Raw genomic sequence first — 19822 nt, forward strand, 5'->3', positions numbered from 1 at the left:
TGTTTTCTGTTTATAATTAAAGTTTAAAAGTAACGCCAAGGCTAAAGTTGATTCCATTATCAAATTTATAGGTAGTAAATTCCTGACCTAAATCTTCCTGATCCTGGTATCGTTCTATCGATGGGTTTAATAAGTTTTTAGCTTTAAGGCTTATTTCTACATGTTTTCCAATCTCATCTTTGAAATTAAAGTTTAATACTCCAAATCCTTTTTCGAAAATATCTCCTACTCCATTTCCTCCTGCAGAATACACACGATCTCCAAAGATGTTGAAATCTATTCCTGAAGTTATTTTATGATTATCAAAAGTCTTAGAATATGATAAATCTGTATTAACAAGAAAAGGAGAAGCTCCTTGTAATTGTCTTTCTACATTAGTTGGTGCGATATTAGAACCATTAAATGTGGTAATCGTTGGGTCAATTTCTACCTGTGTATACATTATTGTAGTATTAACACCAAAATTTAAGTTGTTCCAGATGGTTTCTTCTGTATTAAAAAGATTACCCAGATTCTTTTTAAATTCTAATTCTGCTCCAAAAATGATCGCATTATTAGAATTAATAAATGTATTTACATTTGAAGCTGAGGCTACAAACACTTTTTCGATTGGGTTTTCGATATACTTACCAAAAAGTGTAGCTGCAAGTAATTCGCCAGATTGTTCTGGAAAATGTTCCCACTTGATATCTATATTATAGTTATCAGAGTTTTTTAGTATTGGATTTCCTAAAGTTGCTTCAGTAACATCTTCATCTAAGAAAGGTGCTATTTCTGTAAATTTTGGTAATGTAACTGTTTTACTAGCTGCAAAACGAAGGTTTGATGTTGAGTTTAATTCATACTTCAAGCTTATACTAGGTAGAATAAAAGTTTCATCAATTTTTCTAGTTCTAAAAGGAGATGTTTCTAAGTCTTGTTGTTCTCTATAGAATACATTTTGTTCAAACAATTCTGCTCGAACACCTCCATTGAAGGTTAGTTTCTCTGTTAATGCATATTGTAAGTTAACATACCCAGCAATGGTCGATAAATCTGCCTCATAAATTCTTGTTGGATTAAGGTTTTCTAAAACAACGTATGCTCCGTTAAGAAAATTGGTTTCATTTAATAGTGCATCTGGATTATTAAAATCTACATTACTATTTCTCAAATTATTAAGGCTGTAGTTTAATTGATTAGATTCAAAATCTCTATCTTTTGATCTTCCTGCTACTCCAAAAGTTAATTTGTTTTTAAAGTTATCATCTTCATCTTTTCCAAAATTGATATCAAAATCAATTTTTCCAGAATAATCATTTTCATTTAGTTCCTGATAAAAACGTTGGTTATTTGCTAAATCAGGACTTGTTCTGTCACCAAGCAAAAGAACACCTTCGTCAATTTCTGTAAATACCAATTGACGTCTATCGGGTATTAAGCCTTTTGCTTTGTTATAAGCAACTCCCCAACTTAATTTATACTTACTTTCTTTAAATCTATGTTCTCCCGTAAGTTGTTGTGTAAGCAGGTTATTTTGTTCATACGTTCCTCTTCTGGCATAAATTGTAATATCTGCTGCTTCACTACCTATACCAATAAATTCTCTTAATTCGTCTTGAGTATCGTTTACAAACAAGGTAGTTGCCAATATTTTGTTATTAGTATTCCAGCGATACCCCAAACTTCCCAATACGGTAGTATTGGTACTGTATTGATATCGATCAGTATTGTCGAAATTTGTAATTACTCCTCCTTGAGAATTAAAAGAAGCTTCTGTTCCATCAAGTGCGGTTTTATGATCCTGGCTAAAAGATGCAGTAACCAATACATCTAATTTCTGATCTTCTGCTATCGTAAAGGTTTTACCACCGGTTATACTCATACCTCCATCAGGAGCATTAAATCGTTTTACCGGATTAAAAGAAGTATCAAAAGGATAGTAATCTATTTCTGTACTATTATAATTGTAATTCGGAATATCTAAGAAAACAGGAACTCTTCTAGATCCATCATCTAATCCCCATTCATCGTATTGCCCTCCATTAAGTAAGAAAAAATCATTACTAACAGCATTAGAATTTACTCCCGAACTAAAACCAACTTCTAAAAAGCCTTTCCCCGGACGATCTTTGGTATCGATATTTACACTTGCTCCGGCAAAATCACCATATATATTAGGAGAATATGTTTTATAAATCCCTAAATTCTCAACTATATCGGTCGGAAAAATCCCAAGATCAATAAGTTTTAATTTTGGGTTTAATGACGGGATAGGTAGTCCATTTAAATAGGCATTGTTATAACGATCTCCTAATCCACGAACATATAATTTATCACTCTGTCTAGAAATACCAGTTGCTTTAGTTAAACCTGTAGCAACATCACTTACTCCTTTTTTAGAAAGTTCTTGCGCTCCTATCTTTTGTTGAATAGTCACTGCATTTTTTTGTTCTAATAAAATAGCTGCTTCAGATTCTTTTTTGGTAGTCGTTTTAATTACCACCTCATCTAGTGCAGCTGCACTTGCCGCCATTGCAGTATTAACAGTAGTAGCTTCATTTGACTTTACGATTACATCTTTAATGTCTAAAGTTTCATATCCTACAAAACTAAACTCTAGTACATATGTCCCTGGTTCTACATTTTCAATAGTATACAAACCATCAAAATCTGTAGTCGTTCCTTTTGTTGTTCCTTTAATTAATACATTAGCAAAAGGTAAAGGTTGATTATTAGATTCCTTGTCTAATAATGTTCCGGTAATCGAACCGGTTTCTTGCGCGAAGAGTATTCCTACAAAAAATAACGCAAAAAGTGTAACAATTTTTCTCATTTAACTTGTTCTGAAATTCCCGGCAAAGAACGACAGGTAGTGTTAAATGTGTGTTATTCAAAAATTAATTATGTGTCATATTAATGTTAGGTAATTGTTATCAGCCCATGTTTATAGCATGTTTTCTTAACATTAATAATTTGTTAGGGGTAACTGTAAAGGATTGAGAATAAAAAAACAATAGAGAATTTCTCTCTTCGATAAAAACTTACTTAATTGTTAAGAAAAGCCTCTGTTATATAGGGAATGTAAAAAAATATTAAAAATTTCTTAAGAGTAAAAAGTCAAATTGTAGAGGTAGCATTGTTGTTTTTTGAAGATTTTACCTACAAAAAAGACTTCCATTTAGGAAGTCTTTTTTGTGTATTTTTTGTAGTAAAATCTAGTTTTTATAATTCACAACTACATTGTCTTTACCCGACCAAGTTGTTACATCAGCAATTTGATTTTTATCATAATTTACTTCAGATAACTTATCTGCATTCCAGAAAAACCATTTCCCTGTTTTTACTCCATTATCATATTGTCCCATGGCAATTTTCTTTCCAGTAGCATCATACGATTTCCATTCTCCATGAAGCTTACCTTCTTTATTATAGAAACCTTGTTGTCTTACTGTTCCATCTTCAAAATAAAATGTACCTTTAATCTGGTCGCCTTGCTTTTCAAAAGTAGGTTTTACATCCTGAGCCATTACAGTCGCCGAAAATAAAATGGCCATTGCTACTATTATCTTTTTCATGATTTTAAATGTTTTATTATTATTTGGGATGTCGACTTATATTATAAAAGTAATACATATTTTACATTTAAACAACATTTCGGTAACATTAAATTAACATTAAACTCATAAATACCTTATTTTCATTGTTTTACATCATTAAAAAACATCTCTCTGTAATATTCAAAACCATCAATCCTATCCCACTTTTATTATCATGACCAGTATTATATTTATACTTTTGATGACGTTATATTATCTGTATCATTTCATATACCCATTATATTTAAATGAATAACAAGAAAAGACTAATTGAGGTTGCCATTGTTTTTTTTAAGCTAGGTTGTTTTGCTTTTGGTGGTCCAGCAGCACATATCGCCATGATGGAAAACGAAGTAGTTGATAAAAGAAAATGGATGGATAAACAACATTTCCTGGATCTTATCGGAGCCACAAATCTGATTCCTGGACCTAATTCTACCGAAATGACTATGCATTGCGGTCATGAACGAGCCGGAATTGCCGGTCTGTTTGTCGCCGGAGCCTGTTTTGTTTTTCCTGCGGTTGTTATCACGGGAATTTTAGCATGGTTCTATACTTCTTATGGACAGCTACCAGAAGTAACTCCTTTTATTTCTGGCATCAAACCCGCAGTACTTGCTATTATTTTATCGGCAATTCTAAAATTAGGAAAAAAAGCATTAAAAAACTGGGAATTAGGCATAATTGGAGTTTTAGTATTAATTATTAGTTTATTAGGAGTAAATGAGGTTATAGCATTGTTAGGCGCAGGTCTTTTTGGAATTTTATTTTTTTATTCTAAATCTAAATTAAATACCTCATCTAAATCCATTGCTCCATTCTTCATATTTAATATTTCTACATTTACTTTTATTAAACTTTCTTCTATAAAAGTTCTTTGGACATTTTTTAAAGTCGGCGCTATATTATATGGTAGTGGTTATGTTTTGTTTGCCTATCTAGATGCAGAATTAGTTACAAAAGGCTGGTTAACCAGATCAGAATTAATAGACGCCATTGCAGTTGGTCAATTTACACCAGGTCCTGTTTTATCTACTGCTACCTTTATCGGTTATCAATTAGCTGGATTTTGGGGAGCCGTAGCAGCTACACTAGGAATCTTTCTTCCTTCTTTTCTTTTTGTATTACTTCTTAATCCATTAGTACCTAAAATGAGAAAATCTAAAATACTTAGCGATTTCCTCGATACAGTTAATATTGCCGCAGTTGCTATCATGTTATCAGTATTGTTTGTAATGTCTTTAGATACTTTAACCGACTGGAAAGCAATAAGTATTGCCACTACAAGTACTATTATGATTTTTGGGTTTAAGAAAGTAAATCCTATGTGGATTGTACTTGGAGGGTCACTTTTGGGATACGCGTTAAGTCTTATATAGAGCCACTTTTAACGATAGCTTAAAGTTTTGGTAACATAAAAACTCGCCAAATAAAATATTTTTGGCGAGTCGCAAGACAAAATGTAGTTTCAAAATATCATATTAGTTTTTGTCGACTTAGATTTTTGAAATACAGGGCTAACCGTTTTCGGTTAGCCTTTTTCGATTTGCATAAATACTCAAAAAAAAACAATTTAATATAATCATTATAAAACATTAAGTTAACATTAAGTTAACATTGATACAGGTTCTTTGCAAGCGACAAAAACTAGTATCGATTATGAAATTAAAGAATACACTAACAGCGTTAGTTCTATTTACGCTTTGTTTTGTAAATGCTCAGGAAACTACTGAGACTAAATTTGGAAAAGGAATTTTAAATGTTGTTGCCAAAGATAGCTCATGGAGCATGAAATTTGCAACCAGATTTCAATTACTTTCTACTACCGGTTGGGACATTAACGATGATAATTATAGCAAGCCAGAAACCAACTTCCTCGTAAGAAGAGCGCGTTTAAAATTTAGCGGTTTTGCTTATAGCCCAAAAATTAAATATAAAATAGAATTGGGGGTATCTAATAGAGATATTTCTGGAGCTTCAGAATTTACTAGCAATGCTCCACGTTATATTCTGGATGCCGTTATAAAATGGAATTTCTACAAAAACTTTACACTTTGGGCGGGACAAACTAAACTACCAGGAAATGTAGAACGTGTTATTTCTTCGGCAAACTTACAATTAGTAGATCGTTCTAGATTAAACAGTCGTTTTAACATAGATCGTGATTTAGGAATACAGTTACGACACCACTTTAAATTATCGGATAAATTTATTGTTAGAGAAGCTTTTGCCATTTCTCAGGGAGAAGGAAGAAATATTACCAGCGGAAATTTAGGTGGTCATCAATATACAGGAAGATTAGAATTATTACCTTTTGGGAAATTTAAAAGTAAAGGAGATTATAAAGGAGGAGATCTTAAGAGAGAACAAACCCCTAAATTAATGCTGGCGGCAACTTATGACTTTAATGCAGATGCTGTAAAAAACAGAAGTAACCTAGGCTCTTATATGCAAACCAGTACTGGTTTTTATGAAACCAATATTTCTACCATATTTGTAGATGCTATGTTTAAGTATAAAGGTTTTTCTTTTATGGGAGAGTTTGCCGATAGAGAAGCTGATGAAGCAATTGCAACAGAAGAAGATGGAACACCAACCGGAGATATAGTTCAGGTAGGTAATGCGATAAATCTTCAAGCTGGATATTTGTTTAAAAGTAATTGGGAAATAGCAGGACGCTATACTAATCTTAATTACGATGCAATTGTTGGAAAAAATCTTGAAGAACAGTATACCCTTGGGGTATCAAAATATGTAGCTGGTCATAACTTAAAAGTTCAATCTGATATAAGTTATACCACTGAAGATGGTAATGGTAGTGGGTTAATGTATAGATTACAATTTGATATACATTTCTAAATCACAAGCTAATACATAACAGTTTGGTAACATTAAGCTGAGAATTGATTATAATATTTGCACCTTAAACAAAAAGTATGGATAATATTTATTTATTAATGGTAGTCGCGCTAGCAATATTAGCGATTGCCGACCTTATTGTGGGAGTTAGTAATGATGCTGTTAACTTCCTGAATTCTGCTATTGGATCTAAAGCAGTGTCTTTTAGAACAATAATGATTGTTGCCAGTATTGGTATTGCAGCCGGAGCCGTTTTCTCTAGTGGATTAATGGAAGTAGCGAGAAAAGGAATTTTTAATCCTGGTGAATTCTATTTTGATGAAATCATGATCATTTTTATGGCAGTTATGATTACCGACATCCTCCTTCTCGATTTTTTTAATACGCTGGGGATGCCAACTTCAACAACAGTATCTATTGTATTTAATCTTTTGGGAGCGGCAGTTTCTATCGCATTAATTAAAATTGGGGCTGATCAAGGGTTAGCTTTTTCTGATCTGGGAAACTACATTAACACCAAGACAGCAACAAAAATTATTAGTGGTATTTTGCTCTCGGTAGTGATAGCATTCTCAGTAGGTGCTATTGTACAATTTATAACTCGTTTATTACTATCCTATAATTTTGAAAAGAAAGCTAAATGGGTTGGTGCTTTATTCGGTGGAATTGCATTAACTGCATTGTTGTATTTCATTTTCATGAAAGGAATTAAAGGAACCAATTATGCCAAAGCAATAGTTGATGTTGTATACAATGGCGGTCCCGAAGGCTTATTAGATTGGGCCAATACTTATTTTGGTAATACGTATGAAAACGTAAAGGAATTGGCAAAAGCTCAGAAAAACCTTTTCAAGATAGATGGTGATGCGGGAACAATCAAAATGACCTTAAGAGGGTTTTTAGAAACTTATGTATTTCAGATCGTAGCTGCTGGTTTTGTATTGTGGTCAGTGCTATCTTATATCCTCATTAATTTCTTTAAAGTAAATATTTATAAGCTTATTATTATTGTTGGTACATTCGGATTAGCATTAGCTTTTTCGGGTAATGATTTGGTAAACTTTATTGGTGTACCTATAGCAGGTTGGCAATCTTATGAAGCCTGGGTAGCTTCTGGGGTTCCTGCTGCAGAGTTTTCTATGGATGTTTTAGCCAAAAAAGTAGATACTCCAACTATATTATTATTTGGTTCAGGAATAATAATGGTACTTACATTATGGTTTTCAAAAAAAGCCCGATATGTTGCTGATACCGAAATTAACCTTTCTAGAGAAGGAGAAGCTAAAGAACGTTTTAAACCAAATTTTCTATCAAGAGGTGTTGTAAGAGGTACTGTTTTGATATCTCAAGGACTTGGTGCAATTACGCCAAAACCTGCAATGGAGTTTATAGAAAAACGATTTACCAAACCCGTTATAGATTTACCCAAGAACAAAACCTATGAAATGCCTGCATTTGATATGGTAAGAGCCGCAGTAAACCTTATGGTTGCCGGAGTCTTAATTTCTATTGCAACTTCTATGGGATTACCACTTTCTACAACTTATGTTACTTTTATGGTAGCAATGGGTACCTCATTAGCAGATAGAGCTTGGGGAACAGAGAGTGCAGTATATCGTGTAGCTGGAGTACTTAATGTAATTGGTGGATGGTTCTTTACCGCTATAAGTGCATTTGTAGCAGCTGCAACAGTAGCGTTTTTGATTAATCTTGGTGGCCCTATAATGGTAGCAGTATTATTACTTATTGCTGTATTGCTTTTGGCAAGAAATACTATAAATTATAGAAAAAGAGTTAAGGCCGAAAAAGCAGAAGATAGTCTTAAAAACTCTGAGAGTAGCTCTGTTCAAGGAGTTATCGAAGAAAGTGCAGACAATATCAAATCCTTTGTAAACAGAGGAAATAAAATTTACACAAGCACAATAGAAAGCCTTGTGAAATATGATTTAATTGCTCTAAAGAAAAGTAAAAAAGGAATTGCTAAACTAGATGAGGAAGTTGAAGAACTAAGAGACAATATTTTCTACTTTATCAAGAATCTGGATGAATCTAGTGTAGGTGCCAGTAATTTTTATATTAATATTTTAGGATACCTACAAGATATGTCTCAATCTTTAGAATATATCACTAAAGCAAGTCATAAACATGTAAACAACAATCATAAAAAACTTCGATTTAATCAGATCAAAGATTTAAAAGAAATCGAAGAACAATTAAACGAGTTGTTTGGACAAATCAAAAAAGCATTTAGTGATAGGGATTTTGATCATATCGACACCATTATTAATGAAAAACAAGAACTCTTTAATAAGGTAAATCAAAAAATCGACAAACAAGTTGCCAGAACAAGAACTGAAGAAAATAGCCCAAAAAATACCACCTTGTATTTTGGATTACTATTAGAAACCAAAGATCTTATTACTGCAACAATGAACTTGTTAGAGACCTATAGAGAACATAAACAGTAGATCTTATCACTAAAAAATTGTAAAAAAGGCTAAATATATTGATGTTTAGCCTTTTTTATTTTTAACTTCACTATATGAATTTGACATAAAAAACAATCACGTTAAGCAAATGTTACCTACTCACACGACTAATGTTAGCTTATCGTTACCAAATCTATATAAATATGTATACTTCGTATTAAGTGGTATATTTATCCAATGTTATGTAATGCTATACTATAATGAACAAAAAAGATATTTCGATACTATTAGTTGATGACGAACCTGATATTTTAGAAATTGTCGGGTATAACCTTACTGCAGAAGGATACACAGTAATAACTGCAGAAAATGGTGTTGAAGCTGTAAAAGCTGCAAAAAAGAAAAAGCCGCATCTAATTATTCTTGATGTAATGATGCCAGAGATGGATGGTATAGAAGCCTGTGAGCATATAAGAAAGTTACCAGACTTACAAAATACAATCATCACCTTCCTTACTGCACGTGGTGAAGACTATTCTCAAGTTGCTGGTTTTGATGCCGGAGCAGATGACTATATCACAAAACCCATTCGCCCAAAAGTTTTAGTTAGTAAAGTAAAAGCTCTATTAAGAAGACTTAAAGAAGAAGAGTCTTCAGACAATGTAGTTAAAATAGGAAATTTAGTCATTAACAGGGATGAATACAAAATCGTTAAAGACAAAAAAGAAATTGTATTGCCAAGAAAAGAATTCGAATTACTATCTTTATTGGCCTCTAAGCCTGGCAAGGTTTTTAAGCGAGAAGATATTCTTGATAAGGTTTGGGGTAATGAGGTTATTGTAGGTGGCCGTACAATTGACGTACACATTAGAAAATTAAGAGAAAAAATCGGCGATAATAGTTTTAAAACTATTAAAGGAGTAGGATATAAGTTTGTAGTTTAATGGCAGAAAACTTTAAAAAGTCGTATAGATTTGCATATCTATCTTCTTTATATATAACCATATTATTAACGCTCGTATTGAGCGTTTTTTTATACACCCAATCACTGTTTAATCCATTTATTATAATTGGTTTTATAGTGTTTTGTTATCTGATTTGTTTTCTTATTATTCAATATAGAGTAGAAAAGTTTATTTATCGTAGAGTACGTAAAATCTATGACGATATCGAAATGTTAGAAGTAGATTCTATCGGAGAAGGCCCCGTAACTACAGATATGAGAACTCTTATCAAAGAGGTCGAAAAGTTTGCTCAACAAAGAAAAACAGAGATCGAAACCCTAAAAATAAGAGAAGCTTATCGTAAAGAATTTATGGGTAACGTTTCTCATGAGTTAAAAACACCCCTGTTTACAGTTCAGGGATATATTCTTACCCTCCTCGATGGAGCAATGGATGATCCCGAAATTCTTGACAAATATTTAAATAGAGCCAACAAAGGAGTTGAACGTTTGATTTATATTGTAAATGATCTGGATATGATTACCAAACTTGAAGTAGGTGATCTTAATCTTAATTATACCAATTTTGATATTGTAGAATTAGTACAAAGTGTATTTGATTTATATGAAATGAAAGCTGCAAAAAAGAACATCGCTCTTACGTTTGATATGAATTATGAAGAACCTATACTTGTACATGCCGATAAAGAACGTATACAACAGGTACTTTCTAATTTGATTGTAAATTCAATAAAATACGGAAAAGAAGATGGCACTACAGAAATAAGCATCGAAGATTTGATCCGTAATAAAACCATTGTTAGAATTACAGATAATGGCGAAGGAATTGCACAAGCCCATATCCCACGATTATTCGAGCGTTTTTATCGTGTAGACAAAAGTGGGTCGCGTAAAGAAGGTGGATCTGGTCTGGGATTAGCTATTGTAAAACACATTATCGAAGCGCATCATGAACGCATTTATGTAGAAAGCGATTATCGAGTAGGAAGTGAATTTTCATTTACTTTGGAAAAAGTGAAAAAGTTCCCTATAGTCAATGTCGGTACTAAAACTACTTAGCCCTCTGTATGCATTTAAATCCCTTAGTTTTGTTAATGTAAACTCGTTCTGATTACAACTAGGAACCAACTTATTAACAGTTAAACGCTCTGCAAGATACTCTTGCTCAAACTGCCCTGGAGTAGGTATAAAGAAAGCTTTTTTCTTTAGTTTTGCAAGATCCATTACAGTTGTATATCCAGATCTCGAAATAATCAGGTTACTACTATTAATAGTATCTTCCAGATCTTTTCCGGTTAGATAATTATGAATAGTAATATTATTTTTCACAAACGTTTGTTGGGTTTCTTCAATAAGTCCACGTACAAATACTATCCTCTTATCACTTTGTTCAAATTCATAAAATAGTTTTTGTTCTAGTAAAGTACGTTGTGGTTCTGGCCCAGAGAGCAATACCATAATATCGTATTTTTTAGGTACAATTTGATACTCAAATCTACTTAATGGCCCGAGGTAAGTTACAGGAATATTATTTCTCCTGGGATGCCCTAATTCACCACTAAGATTAGGATCATCTGCCATATCAGGAACCCAGCACACATCAAATTTCTTAATATACTTGTTATGTAACTTCGTACTTATAGAAGTAGTTTTTCCGCTTAGTACAGTAAGTTGATGTGTGATAAATACCGAAGGAATACTCTTATGCCGTACTCCCATTCTGTTATCCGAGATAATACCACAAAATTTTTCCTCTTCAATGATTTTTTTTATTGCTTTTTTTTCAGCACTAATGGCATGAGCAATTTTAGGACTGTTTAGCAACATTTTTAACTTGAAATTACTCCCTTTTTTAGAATACTCTATATTATAAGAGGGGAGTTCTTTGGTAAGTAATTTAGGAAACTCCTTCTTTAATAATGATAAGGCAACGCCATCAGAAGCAATAACAGGCTCCAGACCTTCTGCTAGTAATGCATTGATAATAGGAATACATCGGGTTGCATGACCTAGTCCCCAATTAAGAGGAGCAACAAGTACTTTTTTATTCAAACGTTCTAGTATTTAAGTTGTTATCGTAACTATCAATTTGATTCTTAATAATAAAAGTAATCCTATTTTCTTATGCATATATTTCCTTAATTTTACCAAAAAATTATCTTTAGTGAAATTTTATACTCAAAAACAACAGTGTATTGATGATTTAATTGAATCTGAATGATAACAAACACAAGTATTTCTTGTAGTAAAATCAGGTATAATACAGATATTCGACACAAAAAATCACATCAACCGTATTTAAAAAGACGATATCGAAAAGAGTTGGTGTAACACAAATCGAATTTAAAAGACAAGTAAGTAAAGAAATAAAGAGGATAAGTGGGTAGTAAGAATAAATTAAAACGATTTAACGAAAACAAAACCTTTCATAATGTAGTAGAACCTACCAGAGAGGATGTAATCAATAATACATTAGGATATAAAGGAAAATGGAATGATAAATTTTTCAAAAACCAAAATCCAATTGTTCTAGAGTTAGGTTGTGGTAAAGGCGAATATACGGTAGGATTAGCCGAGCAATATCCCGATAAGAATTTTATTGGTATCGATATCAAGGGAGCCCGTTTTTGGAGAGGAGCAAAAACCGCAATAGAAAATAAGATGTCTAACGTAGGGTTTATAAGAACTCAGATAGAATTAATCGATCATATTTTTGAAGAACAGGAGATCGATGAAATATGGATTACCTTCCCGGATCCGCAAATCAAATACAAACGCACAAAACATCGATTAACCAATCGCGATTTCTTACAACGTTATAAAAAAATCCTGAAACCAGATGGCATTGTACATCTTAAAACAGATAGCGAATTTATGCATGGATATACTTTAGGGTTATTGCATGGCGAAGGACATAAAGTACTCTATTCTAATCATAATGTGTATCATAATGAAGGATCTCCAGAAGTTGTAACTTCGATTCAAACTTTTTATGAAAAACAATATTTAGAACAAAATAAACCTATAACTTACATCCAGTTTAGGATCACGTAATTACCTCAGTAATTTTGGAAACTACCAAACTATTTTTAGTTACATTTTTTGCATCACTAGTTGGAGTAATTCCTCCTGGATTGGTAAATATGACTGTAGCTAGAACTTGCCTGGAGAGAGGTAAAAATAATGGGATTTTAGTTGCAATTGGTGCATCAATAGTTGTAATATTTCAAGCGTTGATAGCCATTCTTCTGGCTAAGTATATTTTCTTCAATCCATATGTTAAAAATATATTACTTCGTACAGGGGCAGTTATCTTTTTTTTCATGGCCATCTATTTTTTTGCAAAAGCAAAACAAAAAAGCACAAAAATAAAAGTATATCGAAATAATGACACCAGAAGTTTTTTTAAAGGTGTTATGATGTCTGCAATTAATGTATTACCCATACCCTATTTCTGCGCTATTGCTGCGGGAATGAGTGTTAGTGGAAAAATAGAATACGACACCTTGCGAATTACTGCCTTTATTATAGCAGCTGGAGCAGGAACCTTTGTAACCCTCTATTTTTATGTGTTTTCTTTCCTTAAAATCGAAAAGAAAACCGCATCTATTACCAAATACTCTAATTATTTTATGGGAATATTAATGTTGATTCTAGTAGTGATAACCTTAGCAAGAATTATATATACATGGGAATAAAGAAAAATGATTCTGATACAAATTTTTTTGAAAGAGTATATGAAGTTGCCAAACTTATTCCGTATGGCAGAGTCACTTCTTATGGAGCTATCGCAAAATGTTTGGGTGCCGCACGTAGTGCCAGAATGGTAGGTTGGGCTATGAATGCCTGTGGAGGCCGTGAAGATGTTCCTGCTCATCGTGTTGTAAATAGAAAAGGAATGCTTACCGGAAAACATCATTTTCAAGGGACTAATCTAATGCAACAGTTACTCGAAAATGAAGGTGTTGAAGTTATAGATAACCAAATTATAGATTTCGAAAAATTGTTTTGGGATCCTATGAAAGAGTTATAATACTTCTAATATTTCCTAATTTTTCAAAAATTTACAAATATTAGGATATAATCAATAGCGATACAGCTATAAATCATTTCAATTTATAGGCTTTATAATCTTAACTTTTCGACCTATCTTTGTGCTTAGGATCAAACCTGATTTGATCAAATTAGTTAGAAAAAGAAATAATACTCATGAAGTTAGAGAAATCGGATATCTTAAAAGCATTAGAGACTATCACTGTAGCTGGCGAAGGTAAGAACATGGTAGAAAGTGGTGCAGTAAAAAATGTAATTACTTTTGGTGATGAGGTCATTGTAGATTTAGTGTTGACCACCCCGGCATTGCATATTCGTAAACGTGCAGAGGTAGATGTAATGAAAGTTATTCATGAAAAAGTATATGAGAAAGCAAAGGTTAAAGTTAACCTTAAAGTCGAAGCACCTGCTGCTCAGCCTCAAAACAATGAGATTAAAGGAAAACCTATCCCGGGAATTACCAATATTATTGCGGTAGCTTCTGGTAAAGGTGGGGTTGGTAAATCTACAGTTACCTCTAATCTTGCTGCTACTTTGGCCAAAATGGGGTTTAAAGTTGGTGTATTAGACGCAGATATCTACGGTCCCTCTGTTCCTATAATGTTTGACGTAGAACGTGAACGACCTCTTTCTGTAAAAGAGGATGGAAAATCTAAAATGAAGCCTATAGAAAATTATGGGGTTAAGATTTTATCTATTGGATTTTTTACGCAACCTAATCAGGCAGTTGTTTGGAGAGGACCAATGGCAGCAAAAGCATTAAATCAAATGATTTTTGATGCCGCATGGGGAGAGCTCGATTTTATGTTAATCGATTTACCACCCGGTACAGGAGATATACATTTGTCTATTATGCAGTCGCTACCAATAACAGGAGCAGTGGTTGTTAGTACTCCTCAAAATGTAGCATTAGCAGATGCAAGAAAAGGAGTAGCTATGTTTCAACAAGACAGTATTAATGTACCTGTCCTGGGGATTGTAGAAAATATGGCGTATTTTACACCAGAAGAGCTTCCTAACAATAAATATTATATCTTTGGTAAAGAAGGAGCTAAATACCTCGCAGAGGATCTCGATGTTCCATTTTTGGGAGAGATCCCATTAGTACAAAGTATACGTGAAGCTGGAGATGCAGGTAGACCTGCTGCATTACAGACAGCAACACCAATAGAAAAGGCTTTTGAAGAATTGACAAAAAATGTGGTTCAGGAAGTAGTGAACAGAAATGATAATCTACCTCCAACCGAAGCAATTAAAATAACAACAATGGCAGGTTGTTCTGCTGTAAAAAAATAGAAAATGACTTCTGAAGAATTAAAAATTAATGTAGAAAAGGCCCTGGATGAAATAAGGCCGTTTTTGGAGAGTGATGGAGGAAATATTTCTTTAATTTCTATTGAAGATGATAAGATCGTTAAGGTTCAATTAGAAGGTGCATGTGTAGGGTGTAGTGTAAATCAAATGACGCTTAAATCTGGAGTAGAAATGACGATTAAAAAATATGCTCCTCAAATCGAATCAGTACTCAATGTAGAATAACTATAGAATTACTTAATAATTAAAAGCCCTATGCTTAAGGAGTTTATTCCTTAAGCATAGGGCTTTTTTAGTCCAAAAAATGGATGCAAAACTGGTATTCTTAAAATGATTAAATGATAAATCATCCAACTCCCTAAAAATGTACCAAAAACTAACACTGTGAACTTAGAGATAAATCCCCAATCAAGATTCATGACATAATACCCTATTGCAATCATAATCGTTTGATGTAAAATATAAAAAGGATACACTGCACGGTTACAATATGCTAATTTTTTACTCTTCCTATTTAGGAATTTTGCCCCATAGCCAAATAGTACTAAAATCCAGGACCATAAATTAATTACTTTAATCAATGCTTCAGAAAAATGCACGAATGTGCTATCCTCTAATGCCAACCATATCCATATTTGTGTATTAAATGTAATAATCCCTATGATTAGTGCTTTAGATTTTATTCGATTCACACTACTCCAGAATTCTTTTCCAGATGCGATGAGAACAAATCCAAAGAAAAATAAAATGAGACTATTTATAAAATTGAACCAATCATCGATTAAGGCATGAGTGACAGGAAAAAAAGGCTCTAAAAATGCTTCAGTTAAATATAATGGTATAATAAAAAGATATAATCCATACGTTTTTTGCACATTTTTTCTAACCCAAATAATTAGTTTAGTCGGATTTTTTTTGATCCAGATAAACACTGGTGATAGTATTAATGAAAATATCAAAAGATACGGCAAAAACCAGAGATGATGCCAACTAAAATTTCCTTCTGGATATATTCCAGCATATGCTATGGTGGTAAAATATTCTACTAGCGAACCAGAAAACTGATGGTTTGCCATACGTTCAAAATATACCTGTGGAGGGACAATAAACAACATTCCAAAAAGTAATGGAATTGCCAATCTTTTAATACGTTCTAGGTTGAATTGCCATAAATTTCGGGAAGAAAGCGCATAATAAGTCCCCATACCCGATATCACAAATAAAATAGGTAAACGCCATTGATTTAAGAAAAGCATAGGCCAGCGAAGCCAATCATAAATTATGTTGTTTTTAATATGAAAGCCCCAAGGCACAAAAAACATTCCTACATGATAAAAAATTAATAACCCAAATACAATAACTCGCAACCAGTCGAGATCATATCGACGAATTTGTTTCTCCATAATACTTAAAAATTTGTTTCGTCAAAAGTGGAGTATTTTGCTTATCACCAGGTATTAAAAAAAGAGTATTGCGTCTAGAATTATAATTCTAGACACTTTTTAACTGATGTTTAATCTTAAGAAACAGATTTTTGAAATTTCACAAATGCTTTAGGAGACATTTCTACATGTTTTTTAAAAGCATTATAGAATGTAGCTTTTGACTTAAAACCAACAGAATTACCAATAGCTTCGATGGTAAGGTGATTATAATTTTTATCTAATAATCTTTTTTTTGATTCTTCAATTCTATATTGATTTATAAAATCATTAAAATTCAAATTAGTATTTACATTTATAATTTGAGAAATATAGTTAGAATTAGATCCTAAGTTTTTTGCCAAATCTTTTAATGAAGCTGTAGGCAACAAATAGTATGCTTCGTCTTTGATATACGCTTTTATTTCTTTTATAGAGCTTTGGTCATTTTTAATTTTTGAAGTCTCATACTTATCAGCTATCCATGAATTTTCAAAAAATCGCGATTCTGAAAGTAGCACAAAAGTTGTAATTAAAATAAGTGAGGTAAGAAAGATAAAAATATAGTGATCACCCGCATCATCTTCAAAGTTTAGAAATACTAAAAACACAAGGATAAATGTTGCCAAAAAACCAATAATTGTATTTCTAGAAAAATCATATTTATTAACTTTTATACTATTTGCATTTTTAGTTTTACTAGCATAAAAATGCTTTACTATAAGCCGTATAGATAGTATAATATAAATGATAAAACTGGATAAGACAAGCCATCTAAATTCATCTTTTATCCATAGGTAAGAATAATTCGTGTTATCAGGAACAGGAATTCTTTGTATTTCTGAAAAATATGCTCCCAGATATGCATTAATCTTTACAGAAACAGGCTGTGTATAGTATGCTATCTGAGACAAAAAATATACTGTAGATGGGAGAACATGAATCCAATGCTTCTTAAAAGTAATTGAATTTCGTTCTAGAAGTGCATAAATAAACAAATATATCGACGGCCCCAAAAGCAATACCAGTGGCTCGGTACTATCATTTACATGTGGTACATATTTTAAAAGACCTGTGTAGCACAAAAAAACATCAATTGCAATAATAGATTGCAGTAATAAAGACCACCCATATATTCTAAAAGCAGTATTTTTCGAGGTTCTAAAAAGAATTACCAAACTTAGTAGTATTCCTAAAAACACACCTAAAAACATAAAATATGATACCGGATTATGACGTATCGGGATTTTATCAATTATGTATTGAATACTTTCCATCAAATAAGATCATCTATTCTGTGATAAACTCGGTAAGCTTTTGAGGTCCTTCCAGAGGGACTCTAATGATTTTTAATATCCCATCTTCTGTAGTAGAAATTTGCCACTTCATTAAGGTGATACTACCATTTTCGATTTCTATCCCTGTAATAGATCTGGGATGAACACAACTCCCATCATTAAACAGCGCTAGTTCTCCTGCTTCTGGGAATCGAGGTCTGTGCGTATGACCAATAATAGTTAACAGGTTCTTGTTATTGGCAATCCATTTTTTAATTCTACGTTCTATTCGTATCGTTTCTTTGTAGTTTTTTGCAGGACTGGTTGGGTCTGCAATTCCTACTACCTGAAGAGGTTTCCATAAAACCCGTACAAGAAATCTATTTATTCTCCAACCTATATAATTCATAAAATCTGCCTGGTGGCCATGAATCAAGAAAACCTCCTGTCCTGTATTCTTATGTTTCAACACAATAGCTTCATTATATTTTATATCAGGAAACAAAGGAACTTCTTTATCTGTATCTGTTTTTTGATCAAAATAAGAACTAAGGTGTTTTTTTACATATTTTGGATCCCGATATACCATATCATGATTACCCCAAATCAAATTCAATCTATGATCTGCATGAAATAATTGTAATAATTCGTATATATCTTTATGTGCTCTAAATATGGTTTCGAAACTTAAATTCTCCCACAGCTCATCTCCATCACCTAATTCACAATAGGTAAATCCTTCGGTATAATAATGTTTTAAAGCATGGAAATAAATATTGCGGTTATTAGCAAACTCATCTGCAAAACTATTATCTCCCCGGTGACAATCACTAAAAAAGATAAACTTAGACGTATCATCAAACGGAATTACTTTGGCATTTTTATAAGCACGATCCAAACGGGATTGAGAAGACATACACTACGTTTTTAGTAAATATACAATACTATATATTTTATTTGTGCTCGACTATCTAAAAAAATATCCAGAATAAAAATAATAGATTCAATACAAATTTTATTTCAAGTTCTTTAATATTTATCATAAATGTTGATTTAAATAAAATAAATTTGAAAACATTTCATTCTACATCTCATGATGCTATCTAGATATCTGCCTATTTTCGTAATACTAGCTATTCTTTCAGAAATATTAGGAACAGTAGGAGGTTTTGGCTCTTCGGTATATTTTGTTCCTATTACCAACTTTTTTCTTGATTTCCAATCTGTTTTGGGAATAACAGCATTATTTCACTTGTCTAGCAATACGACCAAAATTGTATTTTTTAGAAAGGGATTAGATAAAAAGATAGTATTAGCTTTAGGCATACCAGCTATAATATTTGTTTCTGTGGGAGCATATTTCAGTAAGTATATAAACCCAGAAATACTTACATATATTCTAGGTTTTTTTCTGATAGGATTAAGCCTATTGTTCCTTATTTTTAAACAATTTAAGGTAAAATCAAATACTAAAAGTGCAATTATAGGGGGATCTTTGTCGGGATTAAGTGCAGGGCTTCTAGGAACAGGAGGTGCAATAAGAGGCATTACTATGTCTGCTTTCAAAATGAATAAGGACAAGTTTATAGCTACTTCGGCAGTAATTGATTTGGGAGTAGATTTTAGCAGAACAGTAGTATACTATTTTAATGGGTATATACATCAACATGATATGTACTTAGTTCCTATTTTAATTGTTGTGAGTATTACAGGAACCTGGATAGGAAAGAAAATTCTAAATAAAATCTCTCAGGAACAATTTAGAAAATTTGTGCTATTTCTGATATTAGGAATAGGAACTATAAGTGTAATATCAAACCTTTAATTTTTCTTTTTTCCAGTTATTATTTCTTATTTTTCAAAATGTTTAAACCCTAGCTACCTGATTTATGTCATTTTTATTAGCAAATGCTACTCCTATCTTTGA

Annotated in this window: 17 protein-coding genes; 11 read left to right on the forward strand and 6 right to left on the reverse strand. The window is 32.3% G+C overall.

The window, feature by feature from the left end; translation table 11 throughout:
• Positions 1 to 16: 16 nt before the first annotated feature.
• On the reverse strand, positions 17 to 2815 hold the full coding sequence (locus tag ATO12_RS04775; RefSeq protein WP_034239598.1) for a TonB-dependent receptor: 2799 nt from the start codon (positions 2813 to 2815) through the stop codon (positions 17 to 19).
• 382 nt (positions 2816 to 3197) lie between these two features.
• A complete protein-coding gene (locus ATO12_RS04780; RefSeq protein WP_025664391.1) occupies positions 3198 to 3557 on the reverse strand; it encodes a toxin-antitoxin system YwqK family antitoxin in 360 nt (119 codons plus the stop codon).
• 269 nt (positions 3558 to 3826) lie between these two features.
• Here ATO12_RS04780 and chrA point away from each other — a divergent pair, with 269 nt between their 5' ends.
• The 5 genes from chrA (at position 3827) to ATO12_RS04805 (ending at position 10889) form a co-directional block, all read left to right on the forward strand.
• Positions 3827 to 4957 carry a chromate efflux transporter gene (gene chrA / locus ATO12_RS04785; protein ID WP_034239600.1) on the forward strand — a complete coding sequence of 377 codons (1131 nt, stop codon included), beginning with the start codon at positions 3827 to 3829 and terminating at the stop codon, positions 4955 to 4957.
• A 280-nt stretch (positions 4958 to 5237) separates the two neighbouring features.
• Complete coding sequence (locus ATO12_RS04790) at positions 5238 to 6437, forward strand: porin (protein WP_034239602.1); 1200 nt, start codon at positions 5238 to 5240, stop codon at positions 6435 to 6437.
• A gap of 77 nt (positions 6438 to 6514) precedes the next feature.
• Entirely contained in the window at positions 6515 to 8905 is a 2391-nt protein-coding gene (locus ATO12_RS04795; RefSeq protein WP_034239604.1) for an inorganic phosphate transporter, read from the forward strand.
• A 221-nt stretch (positions 8906 to 9126) separates the two neighbouring features.
• The gene (locus tag ATO12_RS04800) at positions 9127 to 9810 is read left to right on the forward strand and encodes a response regulator transcription factor (protein ID WP_034239607.1); all 684 of its coding nucleotides are present in this window, start codon (positions 9127 to 9129) and stop codon (positions 9808 to 9810) included.
• Entirely contained in the window at positions 9810 to 10889 is a 1080-nt protein-coding gene (locus ATO12_RS04805) for a sensor histidine kinase (RefSeq protein WP_034239609.1), read from the forward strand. Before ATO12_RS04800 ends, ATO12_RS04805 begins: the two co-directional genes overlap by 1 nt.
• Here the strand turns inward: ATO12_RS04805 and ATO12_RS04810 are convergent.
• The gene (locus ATO12_RS04810; RefSeq protein ID WP_034239612.1) at positions 10827 to 11882 is read right to left on the reverse strand and encodes a glycosyltransferase; all 1056 of its coding nucleotides are present in this window, start codon (positions 11880 to 11882) and stop codon (positions 10827 to 10829) included. The genes ATO12_RS04805 and ATO12_RS04810 overlap by 63 nt on opposite strands.
• A 327-nt stretch (positions 11883 to 12209) precedes the next feature.
• Here ATO12_RS04810 and trmB point away from each other — a divergent pair, with 327 nt between their 5' ends.
• From trmB to ATO12_RS04835, 5 genes are all read left to right on the forward strand, one after another.
• Positions 12210 to 12884 (forward strand): tRNA (guanosine(46)-N7)-methyltransferase TrmB, encoded by a 675-nt coding sequence (trmB, locus tag ATO12_RS04815; protein WP_034239614.1) that lies wholly within the window; start codon positions 12210 to 12212, stop codon positions 12882 to 12884.
• A gap of 14 nt (positions 12885 to 12898) precedes the next feature.
• A complete protein-coding gene (locus tag ATO12_RS04820) occupies positions 12899 to 13528 on the forward strand; it encodes a LysE family translocator (RefSeq protein ID WP_034239615.1) in 630 nt (209 codons plus the stop codon).
• Positions 13519 to 13863 carry an MGMT family protein gene (locus tag ATO12_RS04825; RefSeq protein ID WP_034239617.1) on the forward strand — a complete coding sequence of 115 codons (345 nt, stop codon included), beginning with the start codon at positions 13519 to 13521 and terminating at the stop codon, positions 13861 to 13863. Before ATO12_RS04820 ends, ATO12_RS04825 begins: the two co-directional genes overlap by 10 nt.
• Before the next feature lie 176 nt (positions 13864 to 14039).
• Complete coding sequence (locus tag ATO12_RS04830; protein ID WP_034239619.1) at positions 14040 to 15179, forward strand: Mrp/NBP35 family ATP-binding protein; 1140 nt, start codon at positions 14040 to 14042, stop codon at positions 15177 to 15179.
• A 3-nt stretch (positions 15180 to 15182) separates the two neighbouring features.
• Positions 15183 to 15422 carry a NifU family protein gene (locus ATO12_RS04835; RefSeq protein WP_034239621.1) on the forward strand — a complete coding sequence of 80 codons (240 nt, stop codon included), beginning with the start codon at positions 15183 to 15185 and terminating at the stop codon, positions 15420 to 15422.
• Positions 15423 to 15472: 50 nt separating this feature from the next.
• On the opposite strand, the gene ATO12_RS04840 is transcribed toward ATO12_RS04835, so the two are convergent.
• The 3 genes from ATO12_RS04840 to ATO12_RS04850 all read right to left on the reverse strand — a co-directional run bounded on the left by ATO12_RS04840 (position 15473) and on the right by ATO12_RS04850 (position 18811).
• Complete coding sequence (locus ATO12_RS04840) at positions 15473 to 16600, reverse strand: acyltransferase family protein (protein WP_205625223.1); 1128 nt, start codon at positions 16598 to 16600, stop codon at positions 15473 to 15475.
• 116 nt (positions 16601 to 16716) lie between these two features.
• The gene (locus ATO12_RS04845; RefSeq protein WP_034239622.1) at positions 16717 to 17895 is read right to left on the reverse strand and encodes a helix-turn-helix domain-containing protein; all 1179 of its coding nucleotides are present in this window, start codon (positions 17893 to 17895) and stop codon (positions 16717 to 16719) included.
• Between the two features lie 13 nt (positions 17896 to 17908).
• Complete coding sequence (locus ATO12_RS04850; protein WP_034239624.1) at positions 17909 to 18811, reverse strand: metallophosphoesterase family protein; 903 nt, start codon at positions 18809 to 18811, stop codon at positions 17909 to 17911.
• A 177-nt stretch (positions 18812 to 18988) separates the two neighbouring features.
• Here ATO12_RS04850 and ATO12_RS04855 point away from each other — a divergent pair, with 177 nt between their 5' ends.
• Positions 18989 to 19720: a sulfite exporter TauE/SafE family protein gene (locus tag ATO12_RS04855; protein WP_316932914.1), complete on the forward strand. Its 732-nt coding sequence runs from the start codon at positions 18989 to 18991 to the stop codon at positions 19718 to 19720.
• Positions 19721 to 19822 lie beyond the last annotated feature (102 nt).

The sequence above is a fragment of the Aquimarina atlantica genome (assembly GCF_000626715.1).
Lineage (GTDB): Bacteria > Bacteroidota > Bacteroidia > Flavobacteriales > Flavobacteriaceae > Aquimarina > Aquimarina atlantica.

What these genes read in the sequence shown, in the direction of transcription:
- ATO12_RS04790 (WP_034239602.1), top strand. Translation starts at nt 5,238, where the DNA reads ATGAAATTAAAGAATACACTAACAGCGTTAGTTCTATTTACGCTTTGT.
- ATO12_RS04795 (WP_034239604.1), top strand. Translation starts at nt 6,515, where the DNA reads ATGGATAATATTTATTTATTAATGGTAGTCGCGCTAGCAATATTAGCG.
- ATO12_RS04850 (WP_034239624.1), bottom strand. Translation starts at nt 18,811, where the DNA reads ATGTCTTCTCAATCCCGTTTGGATCGTGCTTATAAAAATGCCAAAGTA.
- ATO12_RS04805 (WP_034239609.1), top strand. Translation starts at nt 9,810, where the DNA reads ATGGCAGAAAACTTTAAAAAGTCGTATAGATTTGCATATCTATCTTCT.
- ATO12_RS04845 (WP_034239622.1), bottom strand. Translation starts at nt 17,895, where the DNA reads ATGGAAAGTATTCAATACATAATTGATAAAATCCCGATACGTCATAAT.
- ATO12_RS04775 (WP_034239598.1), bottom strand. Translation starts at nt 2,815, where the DNA reads ATGAGAAAAATTGTTACACTTTTTGCGTTATTTTTTGTAGGAATACTC.
- chrA (WP_034239600.1), top strand. Translation starts at nt 3,827, where the DNA reads ATGAATAACAAGAAAAGACTAATTGAGGTTGCCATTGTTTTTTTTAAG.
- ATO12_RS04830 (WP_034239619.1), top strand. Translation starts at nt 14,040, where the DNA reads ATGAAGTTAGAGAAATCGGATATCTTAAAAGCATTAGAGACTATCACT.
- ATO12_RS04800 (WP_034239607.1), top strand. Translation starts at nt 9,127, where the DNA reads ATGAACAAAAAAGATATTTCGATACTATTAGTTGATGACGAACCTGAT.
- ATO12_RS04780 (WP_025664391.1), bottom strand. Translation starts at nt 3,557, where the DNA reads ATGAAAAAGATAATAGTAGCAATGGCCATTTTATTTTCGGCGACTGTA.
- ATO12_RS04840 (WP_205625223.1), bottom strand. Translation starts at nt 16,600, where the DNA reads ATGGAGAAACAAATTCGTCGATATGATCTCGACTGGTTGCGAGTTATT.
- ATO12_RS04835 (WP_034239621.1), top strand. Translation starts at nt 15,183, where the DNA reads ATGACTTCTGAAGAATTAAAAATTAATGTAGAAAAGGCCCTGGATGAA.
- ATO12_RS04855 (WP_316932914.1), top strand. Translation starts at nt 18,989, where the DNA reads ATGATGCTATCTAGATATCTGCCTATTTTCGTAATACTAGCTATTCTT.
- ATO12_RS04825 (WP_034239617.1), top strand. Translation starts at nt 13,519, where the DNA reads ATGGGAATAAAGAAAAATGATTCTGATACAAATTTTTTTGAAAGAGTA.